Origin of the sequence: Xanthomonas sp. CFBP 7698 (assembly GCF_003600855.1) — a bacterium.
GTDB classification, from domain to species: domain Bacteria; phylum Pseudomonadota; class Gammaproteobacteria; order Xanthomonadales; family Xanthomonadaceae; genus Xanthomonas; species Xanthomonas cannabis.
The window spans coordinates 994,515-1,008,891 of sequence record NZ_PRDN01000001.1 but is presented as its reverse complement, the minus strand read 5'-3'; the positions used below and the strand labels follow the sequence as shown (position 1 = coordinate 1,008,891).

Here is a 14,377-nt window from a genome sequence, read left to right as displayed (position 1 = left end):
CCGCCATGCCCCAACTGCCGCCCGTCACCAAAGCCTTATTGATCGCCAACATCGGCCTGTTCCTGCTGCAGTGGGCGGTGGGCGACCTGGGTGCGGGCATGCTGCCATCCGATAGCACGCTGTCATGGCTGATGCTGTGGCCGCTGTCCAACGGCTTCGATGCGTTTTCGCCCGGTGCCAGCTTCATGCCGTGGCAGTTGCTGACCTACGCCTTCCTGCATGGCGGTTTCAACCATCTGTTCTTCAACATGCTGGCGCTTTTCATGTTCGGTGCGCCGCTGGAACAGACCTGGGGCCAGAAGCGCTTTCTCACCTATTACCTGGTGTGCGTGGCCGGGGCCGGCGTGTGCCAGTTGCTGATGGCCTGGTTCACCCAGAGCGGTGCGCCGGTGGTGGGGGCCTCGGGTGGTGTGTTCGGGCTATTGCTAGCCTACGGCATGCTGTTCCCGAACCAGCGCGTGATGCTGCTGTTCCCGCCGATTCCGATGAAGGCGCGCACCTTTGTGATCGTGTTTGGCGCGATCGAATTGTTTCTGGGCGCGACCGGCTGGCAGCCGGGCGTGGCGCATTTCGCGCACCTGGGCGGCATGCTGTTCGGCTGGCTGATGATCCGCTATTGGCGCGGCCAGCCGCCGTTCGGTAGCAGCGGCGGCCGCAAGGGCGGTGGCAAGGGCCGCAAGCCGCCGTTGCGCGTGGTGCGCTGAGGTCGGACTACGCATCGATTCATAGGAGCGGATCCGGCCGCGACGGCGGTTACAGGTAAAGCCGTGTCGCGGCCAGGTCCGCTCCTACGTTCAGCGTGTTTCAGGCTGGTCGGTAAATCGACAAACGTGGAGACAAAAAAAGAGCGCGGATTCCGCGCTCTTTTTCATTGCCTGCCACTGCGTGTTGATTGCCAGTGACCTCCTGGCGCGTGAATCAACGCCAGATCTTGATCTGGTCCGCGTCCACGCGCTGCATCGGCTGGCCCGGCTTGCAGGTGAATGCTGCTCCGAACTCCGGCAGGTTCGACAGCGGGCCATTGGTGCGCCACTGGCCCGGTGCACGGATGTCGGCGCTGGCGCGCTGCACCGCTTCGTTCGGCGACAGTTGCTGTGCCCACAGGCCGGCCCAGGCAGTGAAGAAGGCCTGCTTGTCGGCTTCGGTGGCGGCGGGTTGCGCCTTGCTGAAGGCCTGCCAGGCCAATTCGACGCCGGCCAGATCGGCCAGGTTCTCTTCGGCGGTCTGCGCGCCGTTGACCTTGGCATTGGGCACGCCCGGGTACGGATAGGCAGCGAACTGATTGGCCACCTTGCCGGTGAGCAGCGTCCAACTGGTCTTTTCGGCCGGCGTCCACCAGCTACGCAGCTCGCCCTTGGCATCGACCAGCGACCCCTTGGCGTCGATCGCGCGGGTCAGCTCGTGCGCCACAAGCGCGCCGTAGGCGCCGTACTGGGCCGCCGGCGTGCTGCCGCTGGTCAGCACAGGTGCCTGCAACACGGCAGCGGTGACGATCAGGCGGTTCTGTGCAATGTCATAGGCGACGGCGGGCTGCTGCGGCAGCACGTCCCAGCGACGGTCGGCGTTGCCCTTGCCGATGCGCTTCATTTCCTCGCGGTGACGCCAGGTCGAGGCGATCAGCATGTTGCCGCCGAAGCTGCCACGGCCCATCGGCTGCACGGTGTAATCCAGATCGCGACGCGGTGCGCCGACTTCGATCTTCATCGCGGTCAATTTGGCCTTGGCTTCTGCCACTGCCTCGCCGTTACCCCAGCCGGTGCGCTCCAGCGCGGCCAGCTGTGCGTCGCGCACCTGGTCGGCGATGGCTTCGGCCTGGCGGCGGGTGTCGCTGCTCAGGTAACGCGCCACGTATTCGCGACCCAGCATCGGGCCGGCAGCCACGTTGATGGCATCCAGCACCTGCTGCCAGCGCTGCGGCGCCACGGCGTCGCCACGCAGCAGGCGGCCGCGGAACTGGTATTCGGCATCGTGGAAGCTCTTGGACAGGTACGGCGCCATCGCATCGCCCACGCGCCAGCGCAGGTAGGCCTTCCACTGCTCCGGCTTGATGCTGACGATCATGCTGTCGAGCTGCTTGAACATGGCCGGGTCGGCCATCGACACCAGGTCGTCCTTGACGCCCTGGGCCTCCAGGAAGTCGGCCAGGCGCAGGTTCTTGTACTGCTTGGTCAGCTCCTTGGTGGCGATCGGGGCGTAGTTGTTGAACGGGTTGTTGATGCCCTGCACCGACTGCGCGCTACGCGCCAGCGCGGTTTCGATCTGCAGCACGGAGGCGGCATCGGCGTCGAGCTTGTCGGCCGGGGTGCCGGTCAGCGCCAGGATCTGCTTGACGTAGGCGCGGTAGCGGCCCATCAGCGCCTGGGTGTCGGCATCGGTACGGGTGTAGAACGCCGGGTCGGGCAGACCCATGCCGCCCTGCATGAAGTAGCCGATGTGGCGGTCCAGCGCCTTCAGGTCCACATCGGGACCGAAGTTGAAGCCGACCGGAATGCCGACCTGATGCAATGCGGCGATCGAAGCGGGCACATCCTTGGCCTTCTTGATCGCGTCGATGCGCGACAGCAAGGGGGCGATCGGGTTGGAGCCGTCCTTTTCCACGGCGGCCTCATCCAGGCCGCTGGCCCAGAAATCGCCCAGCAGCTTCTGCACATTGCCCTGCGGCGCCTTCATCGAGGCGTCCAGCAACTCACGCTGCTGCTGCAGTGCGCGGTCGGACAGTTGGCCCAGCGCGGTCACGGCGCCGGCCTGCGGCACCGGGTTGGCCTTCAGCCAGCCGGCATTGGCGTAGTCGTAGAAATCGGTGCAGGCCGCAGAGACGGCCGGGGCCTTGGGAGCTGCCTTCTTCTTGCGAGCGGCGTCGGCGTCGGGGGCGGACAGCAGCGTGATCAGGCTGAAGCCAAGAGCGAGGGCAAGCGGGCGAATGGTGGGCATCGAGAAGACAGGTGGCCAGAGTAAAGTCGGCGGAGTTTAGCAAGGCTGCGTGCTGCGCAGGCATGCGCCCGCTGCCGTTCGTCTCCGGTACCGGCCGTTTGCATGAACGCGACAGGCCCGCGTGTGCGGGCCTGTGCGTGCGCTCATGGGTTGGAAGCGCTTGCAGGCGCTTACCAGATCACCACGCGGTCCTTGTCCGGGCGCACCATTGCATCGCCTGGCTTGCAGGAGAACGCCTGGGCGAATTGCGGCATGTTGGACGGCGAGGCGATGGCACGCAGGTGGCTTGGCGAATGCGGGTCGGAGGCCAGATAGACCAGCTGCTGCTGCTCACGGACCTGTTCGCGCCAGTTGCGCGCAAAGCCCAGGAAAAACCGTTGTTCCGGGCGGTAGCCATCGATCGTGCGTGCGCGCTCGGGATGCGTGCGCAGTGCGGTCTGCAAGGCGTCGTAGGCAATGTTGAGGCCACCCAGGTCGGCGATGTTTTCGCCCAGGGTGAGCTTGCCGTTGACGTGCAGGGTTGGATGGTTCGGCAGCGGCACATAGGCGTCGAATTGCTTGACCAGCACATCGGTGCGCGCGTCGAAGGCTTTGCGATCCTGCGGCGTCCACCAATTGACATTGTTGCCCGCGCCATCGAATTGGCTGCCCTGATCGTCAAAACCATGCGACGCCTCATGGCCGATGACGGCGCCGATCGCGCCGTAGTTCAGTGCGTCATCCGCGTTGGCATCGAAGAATGGCGGTTGCAGGATGGCGGCCGGGAAACTGATGGAGTTTGTGCTGGGGCTGTAATACGCGTTGACCGTCTGCGGCGTCATCGTCCAGCGCTTGCGATCGGTGGGTTTGCCGATTTGCGCAATGTCGTAGTGGTAGTTGAACTTTGCCGCGGCCTGCAGGTTGCGGTAATACGCGCCGGGCACGATCTCCAGCCCGGACCAGTCGCGCCAGGTGTCCGGGTAACCGATCTTGGGCAGGAAGGTTTCCCACTTCGCCAAGGCCTTGGCCTTGGTCTGCTCGCTCATCCAGTCGACGTGCTCGATCCGTGTCTTGAGTGCGGCACGGATGTTGTCCACCAGTTCGGCGGCGCGTTGCTTGGTGTCGGGCGTGAAGACCTTGGCGACGTACAGTTCGCCCAGGCCTTCGCCCATGGCCCCGTTGACCGCACGAAGAACGCGCTTCCAGCGCGGCCGTTGTTCGGGCTGCCCGGACAGCGTCTTTCCATAAAACGCAAAGTTGTTGTCGACGAACGCCTTGCTGAGCTGCTTGGACGCCTCATCGATGGTATGGAAGCGCAGATATGCCTGCCACTGCGCCACCGGCGCGGTGGCTAATTGTTGATCGAATGCCGCAAAAAAGCGTGGTTGCGACAGCGAGAAGCCGGGGCCGACATCCACGCCCTGCGCGGCGAAGAATGTTGTCCACGAAAAGTGCGGCGTGATCTTGTCGGCATCGGCGACGCTGAGGAAGTGATATCGGTTCTTGGGCTGGCGGGCATCGGTCGGCGCAAGCGATGCAGCGGCCAGGCGCGATTCGAGCGTCATGACGTCTTTGGCCTGGCGTTTGGCCGTGTCGGCATCGCTCCCGGTGAGTTCGAAGGATTTGGCGATGTAGGCGAGGTAGGCTGCGCGGATGGGAGCGTATTGCGCAGCGGTGTAATAGTCCTTGGTCGGCAACCCCAGGCCACCTTCCTGGGCGAACGCGATCTGCTGCTCAGCCTTGTGGAAATCGGGGCCGGCACCGAAATCGAACACCAGTGCGTCGCCTTCTGCGTAGCGTTTGGTGATGTAGTCGGCAATCGCGGTGCTGGAGCTGAGTGTGGCAATCGCCTCCAGCTGCGGACGAATGGGGTCGTAGCCGGCTGCTTCGATGGCGTGTTCGTCCATGCCCGAGGCGTACAGCAAGCCCAGCTTGCGGGTCAGGGGATCGGCCTGTTTGTCTGCCTGCCTTGCGGCGGCTTCGACAATCCGTCGCTGCGTGGCCAGGCTCTTTTCCACGAGCTCGTCGAACACGCCCCAAGTGGTCTGGTCGGGCGGAATCGGATTGGCCTTGTCCCACTTGGCATTGACGAAGGTATCCAGATTCGTGCACGCGCTTGACGCGGTATCCAGCTCTTCGATATCGAAAGCCGGCTTGGATGGAGTGGCGGCCGCAGTGGGTGCCTGCGTCGGTACGCTGCTGTCATCGGATGCGCGCTTGCAGCCCGTCAAAGCGACCAGCAGGGCAAGGGCGAGTGTTGAAGTCTTGATGGCTGACATGGCAGAAAGTGGCAGGAAGGAGCACCGAGAATAGGCGGGCTCTGCCGTGCTGGCGCATGCGTTTGAGCTTTGTTGAGACTTGTATTTAGGGTGCTGATTGCTGGACAACAGGTGCCTGATGGCGCAGGGAAAATGGCAACGGGCGTGCCCCGAATCCGAACCAGCCGTCGCAAACGTCAGCGGTGTGGTGCAGGTCAATGCATGAGCGCACGGACTCTCTGTCGCCGACGCGATGCACCTGGTGGTCGCCGGGACCTGATGCGTGCAGTCAATGCATCGTGCACGGCGCTGGCGTGGCGCTGGCGCGGCGCTTGAAGGCGCGGACCGCATTGCGCAGCCTCACAAGGCATCTCCAAAGAAGAACGGGCGGCAACCTCTCGATCGCCGCCCGTCGTTTACAACGACCGCGCAATTACCAGATCACAACCTGCTTGTCGCCCTGACGCACCATCGCATCGCCCGCCTTGCACGAGAACGCAGCGGCGAAGGCCGGCATGTTCGACGGTGCACCGATGGCGCGGAAGTTGGCCGGCGCATGCGGGTCGGTCTTCAGGCGCACGACGAGTTCTTCCGGGGTGAAGTTGCGGCGCCACACCGTGGCCCAGTTGAGGAAGAAGCGCTGGTCGCGGGTGATGCCGTCGGTCTTCGGGTCGTCCTTGCCGGCGGTGGCGGTTTTCATCGCGTCGTAGGCGGTATTGAGGCCGCCCAGGTCGGCAATGTTCTCGCCCAGGGTCAGGTCGCCCTTGACCTTGTCACCGGCCGGCGTGCGGTAGCTGTCGAACTGCGCTACCAGCTTGCCGGTGCGTGCCTTGAATGCGTCCAGATCCTTCTGCGTCCACCAGCCCGGATCGGGGATGAAGTTGCCATCGGCACCGAAGCGGCTGCCCTGGTCGTCGTAGCCGTGGGTCATCTCATGGCCGATCACCGCGCCGATGCCGCCGTAGTTCATTTCCTCCGGCGCATTCGGGTCGAAGAACGGCGGCTGCAGGATGGCGGCCGGGAACACGATCTCGTTCTGCAGCGGGTTGTAGTAGGCGTTGACCGTCTGCGGGCTCATGCCCCATTCGGTCTTGTCCACCGGCTTGCCGATCTTGGACAGGTTCCACTTGTAGTTGTATTCGGCCGCGGCCTGCACGTTGCCCAGGTAGCTCTCGCGGGTGGTGGTCAGGCCATTCCACTCACGCCATTTTTCCGGATAGCCGATCTTGGGCGTGAAGCTTTCCCACTTGGCGATGGCCTTGGTTTTGGTCTCCGGGCTCATCCAGTCCAGCTTTTCGATGCGGGCCTTGAGCGCGGTGCGCAGATTGGTCACCAGGGTTTCCATCTTGGCCTTGGACTCGGCCGGGAAGGCAACCTTGACGTACATCTGGCCCAGCGCTTCACCGGTCTGGCCGTTGATGGTGGCCAGCACGCGCTTCCAGCGCGGCTTGATTTCCTTCTGGCCGCGCAGGGTCTTGTTGTAGAACGCAAAGCTCTCATCGACGAAGGGCTGGCTCAGGTACGGCGAAGCGCCATCGACAGTGTGGAAGCGCAGGTATGCGCGCCAGATCGCCGGGTCGGTGTCGGCAATCATCTTGCTCACTTCCTGGTGGAAGGCCGGGATCGCCAGCGAGAACATCTCCGGCGTGGTGACGCCCTGCGATTTGAAGAACTCGGTCCACGACCAGTTCGGGGTCAGCTTGTCGGCATCGGCCGGGGAAATCGGGTTGTAGGCCAGCGAGGCATCGCGCGACAGTTGCGTGCTGGTCTTGGACACCTTGGCCAGGCGGGTTTCGAACGCGACCACCTGCTTGGCCTGCGCGGCGGCATCGGCCGCAGCCACGCCGGACAGTTCCAGCACCTTGGCCACGTGCGCCTGGTAGGCGTCCAGCTTGGCCTTGTTGCCGGCGCTGGTGTAGTACTCCGGGTCCGGCAGACCCAGGCCGCCCTGCATGGCATAGGCGATGTTCTGGCTGGACTTCTTGAAGTCCGCCTCGGCGCCGAAACTGAAGAGGTCGTTGTTGCCCTTGGCCGCGCTGCTACGCAGATAGTCGACCAGCTTGGCCTGATCGCTGATGGCGTCGATGGCAGCCAGCTCCGGCTTCAGCGGCTCGATGCCCTGCGCGTTGATCTTGGCTTCGTCCATGCCGGTGGACCACAGGTCGCCGACGATCTTCTCCACGCCCGTCGCCTTGGTGTCCGCAGCGGCCTGTTCCACCAATTGCTGCTGGATCGCATTGGAGCGCTCGTCGAGCATCTCGAATGCGCCCCAGCTGGTGCGGTCGCCCGGCACCGGGTTGGCGGCCAGGAACTTGGCATTGGCGTAGGCGTTGAGGTCGGTACAGGCATTGCCGTTGGGGTCGAGGTCTGCCGCAGTGAACTGGTTCACCGCCGGCAGCTTGCTCTGGTCCAGGGTCAGCGTCTTGGGCGCCGCCGGCTCAGCGGCTGCCGCAGTTGCGGCGTCGCCGGCCGGGGCCGCCGGTGCAGCGTCGTCGGATTTCTTGCAACCACTGAGCGCGGCCGCCACGGCCAGGGTCAACGTCAATAGGTGAGGTGTTCGAATCACAAAGGCTCCAGGAGCAGCAGTCGATTGGGAAGCTCCGTCGCCGGAGCCGTGGCCGGCACTCTACGCCTCGCCAGCCGGATGGCATGGTGTCGAAGGTCATGGGTGCGGGGTGTGTAGATGGTCGGGAGGCAGGCTCCCGACGCAGCTGCAGCAGGGGGCACACTAAAAAAACGGCCCCTTTCGGGGCCGTGGAGAAGTGCGTGTTCTAGTTCTGAACGCTGCGCTTAAAAGTCATAAGCCGCAGAGAGACGGACGAAGCGGGGCGGGTTGAAGTAGGTGCCCATGCCATAGGTGTTGGACACCGTATAACGGTCGTCCCCGTACACCGCTTCCGCACGTGTGGCATCGCGGTCATTGAGTACGTTGAAGACCTGCAGCCCGATGGCGAGCTTGTGATCGGCAAATGACGGGCGATAGGTCACGCCCAGATCCAGATTTGTCAGCCAAGGCGTGCGGCCTGCGTCGCCCGGACGCGAAGGAGAACCGGCGCAATAGTGGTAAGCCGACTCATAGCCGATCGGGTCCTGCTCGCCCTGGCCGAAATAGCCCAAGCACGATTTTGGTGTGCCGGACAACACGCGCACCGTGGCAGATGCCATCCATTCCGGTGTGAACTGATAGGCACCGAATGCCTTGAGCTGATGGCGGCGATCATTGGCCAGACTTCCACCTGCGTAGTACATCAGCTCTGCCGAGTCCCAGTCCTGCGTCTTGGAAACGTCAGCCTGTCCCAGATCGGATTTCACCTGGCCTTCGGTGTTGCCGTACAGATGCGACCAAGTGTAATCGACGCGGCCGAACCACTTTTCGTCGAACGGATGTTCCAGGAACAAGTCGACCGACACGTAGTTACGCTTGGCACCACTGGTGAATCCCCAATCCTCCTGAGACATACGCACCTGCGTGCGGCCCGAGCCGTCGACATTGGCCAGGTTGTAGGTGTTGGTTTCGCCTGGGTTGAACATCACGCAACCAGGAATGGCAACCGATGAGGCGTCAATGCCACCGGCTGCGAGCTTGTCGGCGATCCGGCCTGTATCGCATACATCGTCGATCGCGGTCTGCAGCTTGCGATAGGTCACCTTTGCACCCGAGTTCCACTTCTCGCCGAGCGTCTTTTCGAAGCCCATCAGGAACTCATCCTGGTACTGAGACTTCAGATCGCTCGGTGCGAATGAATTCGGGTCGGGCGTCTGGCCGTATTCGCCATTCGAAGACACCGGGCCCGGGCCCAGCGCTCTCAAGCCGGTCGGCTCTCCGTTTGCGTCCAAGCCGCTATACGCGAAATATTCGTCGGTGTAGGTGGACGCAGACGCTCCACGCACTGCAACACTGTTTGGCAGCGCCAGGTAGTAACGTCCAAGGTTGGCATACAGCTTCAGCGACGAATCGCCGAACACATCCCAGCTCACGCCCAGACGTGGTGCCCACTGGTCACCACTGTCAACGTACGGAGCGCCGGCACTATTGAAGTTGGTGAACTTGTCGTTGCGGATGCCCAGCAGGACCAGCCACTTGTCGGTGACCTGCCAGCGATCTTCCAGGTAGTACGCCTTCTGCTCAACGGCCATGCTGGTGGTCGTGGTGAAGATACGGCGCTGCGCATAGTAGCCATTGCCGCCCGACGGGCCGACACCCAGACTAGGACGGATGTCGACAGCCGGATTGGACTGCCGTGCGAACAACCACTGGTATCCGGGCCCAGTGGTGCGAACACCTTCATCAGACGCATTGAAATACATGTTGTCCACGCCGGCGGTCAGGTCGTGGTCGCCGAGCCGGTATTCGAGTTCAAGCCGCAGGCTGCGGGTCTTGTTCTGTGGGCGATCGGCCTTGGTGCGGTTGCTTGCCTGATCGTTGGTGATCGGCGTACCCCCGGTCAGTGCAGGATCCTGATTGGTCACATTCTGCAGGTAAGGCAGGTTGGAAACGTACGGATTGCCCTGCAGATTGTCCTGGCGGCTACGGCCCCAGGTGGCATTCAAGGTCAGGTCATCGGTGAGATACCCGGTGTACTTGAAGATGTCGTAACGGTCTTTGATCTTGTAGGTATCGGCGAACGTCCCGCTACGACCACCACCGGACAAGGTGTCGTAGTCGAAATCGGTGTAATAGCCCGCGCGACGATCTGTGCTTTCGATGCGGGTGTATTCCAGAATGTTGCTGTCGTTGATGTTCCAGTCGATCTTGCCGTAGAACTTCGGTGCGCTGTACGAGTAATTGTTGCGACCCAGAATGCTTGCCGCGCTGGAGTTGGTGGACACGCCGTCGGTCTTGTCGGATTCGCCGGCGACAAATACGAAGAGCTTGTCTTCGATCAGCGGGCCGCCCGCATAAGCGCTATAGACGGTACGGTTGGCGGCGTCGTCTTTGCGGCTACGGTAGAGCGTTCCCGGCTGGTCTGCATTGGTGTATTCGAAATCGGCTGGCAGTGTGTTGTTGGGGAAGCGCACGTTCTCAGGCGAGCTTGCGAGCGCTTTAGGCTCCCAGACGGCCTGAGCACCAAAATGCCATTCGTTGGTGCCGCGCTTGCCCACCTGATTGATCACGCCGCCAGTCGAACGACCGTAACGCGCGCTGTAACCGCCGGTATAGGTTTCCTGCTGGTCGATGGCACCATACGGCAAGCTCACGCCACCCAAGTTGCTGAGCGGATTGCTGACGTTGAATCCGTTGATGTAATAAGCATTTTCGGTAACGCCCGCGCCGCCGAATGAAACGACCGAGCGTGAGCCGTTATCAAACGCGCCGCTTCCCGCGACAGCGCCAGGTGCAAGCAGCGCAATTGCTTCAGCGCTGCGTCCAAGTGGCAGGATCGCAAGCTGCTGGGAAGTGATGACCGACCGTGCACTCGTCGAGCTGACATCGATCTTCGGTGCATTGGCGGCGGTGACAGTGATCGCGCCCAGCGTGGTTGCATCGGCGCTGCCTGCGGCACTTGCCCCAGCAAACGAGACTTCAGTGCCCGAGCCGACGCGCAGTTGCACGTTCTTGCGGGTATCGACGACCTGGTCGCCGCGCTTCAGGGTAACGGTGTAGGCGCCCACCGGCAGCGAGCCGAGGTTGTAACGGCCATTTGCATCGATGGTGATGGTGCGGCTAAGACCTGTGTCGCTCTGTACGACGATGGTGCTGCCGGCTTCCGACGGGGCACTGCCGTAGATGCTGCCGGTGGTGCTCTGCGCATAGACCGCGCCGTTGGCTAGGCAGGCACCGAGCACGACGGCGAGGGCGGTGCGCTTGAGGACCTGGCGACGAAACTGATTGCTCATTCCTGACCTTTAAACTGGATTTCGGATAAGGGGCGGTCATCGGGGAGTCAGATGGCCTTAACCCGAACGTAATGAATCTGTGTCTGACGGTGCAAGCGATTGAAACCATTTCTTAATGAAATAGATGAAATCCGCGCAAGAAGCGGTGAATTCGGCACAAAAGGGCGGCAGAGAGCACGCCGAAACAAACAACCTCGACAATTGCCAGCGTGAGCTAGTTACATTCGATACAGATACGCCGACCCTCAGGCAGCAAGCTCGACCTGCTGAGGCGGTTGCGACCGGCGCATCCGCTACACGAGGAACCTCGCTGCGACGTCTGGCAAAAAAAAGCCCCGACCAAGCGGGGCTCTTTTCCTCACATCCCTCAAAACCGCACGGTCGTTCCCAGATAGAAGAACCGGCCCACGTTGTCGTACAACGCGGAGTTGAAGTCCGAGCCGAAGTAATTACGCGGCGGGTCTTTGTCGAAGGCGTTGTCGATGCCCAGATAGACGTCGATCTTCGAACCGGGGAACTGATAGCCGAACTGGAAGTTGTGGTAGACGTACGAGCCGTTCTTGATCGGGCTGGCCGAGCCCGGGTTGCTGTTGTAGCTCTCCGGGGTCACGCGCAGGTTGCCGTCCACGTAGTTCATGTCCCACGAGGCGCGCCATTCGTTCCAGTTGTATTTGGTCTGGAACTGCGCACGCCAGCGCGGGTCGGTCACGTAGGTCACGTACTCGTCGTATTCGGCCGGGAAATCCTGGAACACCCATTCGCGCGACTGGATCAGGCGCGTGCCGACAAAGCGCAACACGGTGTTGCCTTCGCCGAGCTGGAAGCGATAGTCCATTTCCAGGTCCACGCCCACACGACGCGAACGCGCCAGGTTTTCATTCAATGCCTGCCAGCCGATGATGCTGTGCTCGGGATAGATGCGGCCCTGCGGGTCGGTGAAGCCACCCAGCGGTGCGCGCTGCACAAAACCGCAGAAGCTGTTGCCGATGCCACCGGGGTTATCCACGCAACGCGTCGCATTGGTCTCGGCCGTCACGGTGCCGATGGCATCGCGCAGATCGATGCGCCAGTAGTCGATCGACATGCCGAAGCCTTCGAAGAACTCTGGTTGCCACACCAGGCCATAGGACAGGCTGCGTGCGCGCTCCGGCTTGAGGTCCGGGTTGCCGCCGCTCACGCCGGGGCGGGTGGCCGTGTAGGTGTCGATCCAGCCCACCGGCACACCCAGCGCATTGCAGTTGGCCTGACGCAAGCCCACATCGCCCGCCGTGCCCGGGCGATTGGTATTGGTGGGCAGGTAGTTACAGGGGTCGTTGATGGTGGCGAAGTTCTCGCTCTGCGAGTCGTACAGTTCGCCGATGCTGGGCGCACGCACCGACTGAGCGAGGGTGCCGCGCAGACGCAGCGACGGAATGATGGTCCAGTCCAGGCCGATGTTCCAGGTCTTGGTCGAGCCGATGCTGCTGTAGTCCGAATAACGGCCAGCCACATCCAGCGCCAACCGATCCACGCCCGGCAGCCCGGCCAGCAGCGGAATGGTGCTTTCGACGAAGACTTCCTTGACGGTGTATTCGCCGCCGCTGTTGGGGATCGCATTGAGGAAGGTCACGCCCGATGCCGCCAGCGGGTCGGTGATTTCCTCGCTTTGCTCCTTGCGGTATTCCACGCCGCCGGCAATGCCGATGTCGCCGGCCGGCAGCGACAGCAGGTTGCTATTGGCCACCGAGGCGCTGAACACGGTCTGCTGGATCTTGGCCTGGGAGCGCGCGGTGGTATTGAACCAGGCAGCGGCTTCCGGGCTCACTGCACCGTTGCCGAAGATGCTGAAGGGCACGCAGCCCTCGCGCGCCAGTGCCGAATACACCCGGCTGGTGTTGGGGTTGATCGCGCTTGGATCCAGGGTGGTGCGGCAGACGATGTTGCCGCTGGCATCGCGCGCGGCATCGATGCCGGCCTGCCAACGTTCGTTGATGCGGTTGTTGAGGTTGAGCCGGTCCACCGTGGTCTTGCCGTAGTTGGCAGACACGTCGTAGGTCCAGTTGTCGGTGAAATTGCCTTCGGCACCGAGCACCGCACGGTAGGTCTTGCGCTCGATGTTCTCGCCGCGGCGGCCGGCGTCGACGTTGAAGCGGTTCATCAGGATCTGCGTGGCCCCGCGCGAATCCATCAGCGCGCCGAGTTCGGGGCTGACATACGGGTTCTGGCGGCGTACGCGCAGCGAGCTGTCGAATGCCGGCTGGCCGAAGAATTCCGAATCGGTTTCGCTGTACTTGCCTTCGAAGAACACGCGATGGTTTTCGCTGATCTCGAAGTTGATCATGGTATTGACGCTCTTGCGGTCGAAGCCCGGCTGCAGGTCGGCCACCGCGTTGAGGTCGGCAAAATCGCAATCCACGCACGAGGTGTTGCTCACCACCGTGCCGTTGTAACGGTTACGACGGAAGCTGCCGTCGTCGTTGAACAGATAGCGGTTGCCGTACGTGGCCGGGTTGCGGAAATCGAACGTGCCCAGGTTGAAGGTGCCGCCGTAGGAGGTGCCGTGGTTGCCACCCGGGCCGCTGAGCACGGTCTGCGGGTTGCTCTCGCTTGGCGGGCGGCTCGGGTCGAAGCTGGGGTTTTGCACGCTGACCAGGTACTCGCGGCCGATGGCACGATTGCCGCGGCCGAAGCGGTCCTGTTTGCTGTATTCGCCCGAGATGGCGATGTTGCCGCGGCCTTGCGCAAAGTCGGTGCCGGCAGAGAAGCTGGCAAACGAGCGGTTGTAATTGCCTTCATCGGCCAGGCCGGTCTGTGCGCGCGTCTCGAAACCGGTGAAGGATTTCTTGAGGATGAAGTTGACCACGCCCGCCACCGCATCGGCGCCATACACCGCCGACGCGCCACCGGTGATGACTTCCACGCGTTCGACCCATTCCACCGGAATGGTGTTGACGTCCACTGCGGTCGAGCCGGGGCTGGAGCCCACATGGCGGCGGCCGTTGACCAGCACCAGCGTGCGGTCCACGCCCATGCCGCGCAGGTCGAGCAGGCCCAGGCCGGCGGTACCGATGAAGCGGGTGGAATTGCCCAGGGTGTAGCTCGGCGCCAGCGCCGGCATGCGTGCCATCAGATCGCTGATGGTGGTCGCGCCGGTGGCGCGGATTTCTTCGGCACTGATGGCGGTGACCGGCGAGGGGGTGACGAAACCGGTACGCGCAATGCGCGAGCCGGTGACGGTGACCTTGTCCAGATCGGTGGTGCCGGGCGCCACGCCATTTTCCGATTGCGCGGCAACGTGGCCGGCCGGTGCGACCAGCGCGGCCAACAAGGCGGCGCTCAAACGATGACGACGGGTGCGTTGCGGGAGACGACTCGACATGACCTTTGCAGAT

The 14,377-nt window shown here is 62.9% G+C and carries 6 protein-coding genes; 1 reads left to right on the top strand and 5 read right to left on the bottom strand.

Going from position 1 to position 14,377, the window contains the following annotated elements:
• Positions 1–5 precede the first annotated feature (5 nt).
• Positions 6–704 (top strand): rhomboid family intramembrane serine protease, encoded by a 699-nt coding sequence (locus tag XnspCFBP7698_RS04250; RefSeq protein ID WP_047695727.1) that lies wholly within the window; start codon positions 6–8, stop codon positions 702–704.
• 214 nt (positions 705–918) lie between these two features.
• On the opposite strand, the gene XnspCFBP7698_RS04245 is transcribed toward XnspCFBP7698_RS04250, so the two are convergent.
• The 5 genes from XnspCFBP7698_RS04245 to XnspCFBP7698_RS04225 all read right to left on the bottom strand — a co-directional run bounded on the left by XnspCFBP7698_RS04245 (position 919) and on the right by XnspCFBP7698_RS04225 (position 14,364).
• The gene (locus tag XnspCFBP7698_RS04245; RefSeq protein WP_104580502.1) at positions 919–2,931 is read right to left on the bottom strand and encodes a M13 family metallopeptidase; all 2,013 of its coding nucleotides are present in this window, start codon (positions 2,929–2,931) and stop codon (positions 919–921) included.
• Positions 2,932–3,101: 170 nt separating this feature from the next.
• Complete coding sequence (locus tag XnspCFBP7698_RS04240; RefSeq protein WP_123137262.1) at positions 3,102–5,189, bottom strand: M13 family metallopeptidase; 2,088 nt, start codon at positions 5,187–5,189, stop codon at positions 3,102–3,104.
• Positions 5,190–5,601: 412 nt separating this feature from the next.
• Positions 5,602–7,713, bottom strand: a complete 2,112-nt coding sequence (locus XnspCFBP7698_RS04235) for a M13-type metalloendopeptidase (RefSeq protein ID WP_123137261.1) — start codon at positions 7,711–7,713, stop codon at positions 5,602–5,604.
• A gap of 245 nt (positions 7,714–7,958) precedes the next feature.
• The gene (locus tag XnspCFBP7698_RS04230; protein ID WP_123137260.1) at positions 7,959–11,006 is read right to left on the bottom strand and encodes a TonB-dependent receptor; all 3,048 of its coding nucleotides are present in this window, start codon (positions 11,004–11,006) and stop codon (positions 7,959–7,961) included.
• A gap of 367 nt (positions 11,007–11,373) precedes the next feature.
• On the bottom strand, positions 11,374–14,364 hold the full coding sequence (locus XnspCFBP7698_RS04225) for a TonB-dependent receptor (RefSeq protein WP_123137259.1): 2,991 nt from the start codon (positions 14,362–14,364) through the stop codon (positions 11,374–11,376).
• Positions 14,365–14,377: the final 13 nt, after the last annotated feature.

Excerpts from the sequence above, each read along its gene's own strand:
- XnspCFBP7698_RS04250 (WP_047695727.1), top strand. The coding sequence starts at position 6 with ATGCCCCAACTGCCGCCCGTCACCAAAGCCTTATTGATCGCCAACATC.
- XnspCFBP7698_RS04225 (WP_123137259.1), bottom strand. The coding sequence starts at position 14,364 with ATGTCGAGTCGTCTCCCGCAACGCACCCGTCGTCATCGTTTGAGCGCC.
- XnspCFBP7698_RS04230 (WP_123137260.1), bottom strand. The coding sequence starts at position 11,006 with ATGAGCAATCAGTTTCGTCGCCAGGTCCTCAAGCGCACCGCCCTCGCC.
- XnspCFBP7698_RS04245 (WP_104580502.1), bottom strand. The coding sequence starts at position 2,931 with ATGCCCACCATTCGCCCGCTTGCCCTCGCTCTTGGCTTCAGCCTGATC.
- XnspCFBP7698_RS04240 (WP_123137262.1), bottom strand. The coding sequence starts at position 5,189 with ATGTCAGCCATCAAGACTTCAACACTCGCCCTTGCCCTGCTGGTCGCT.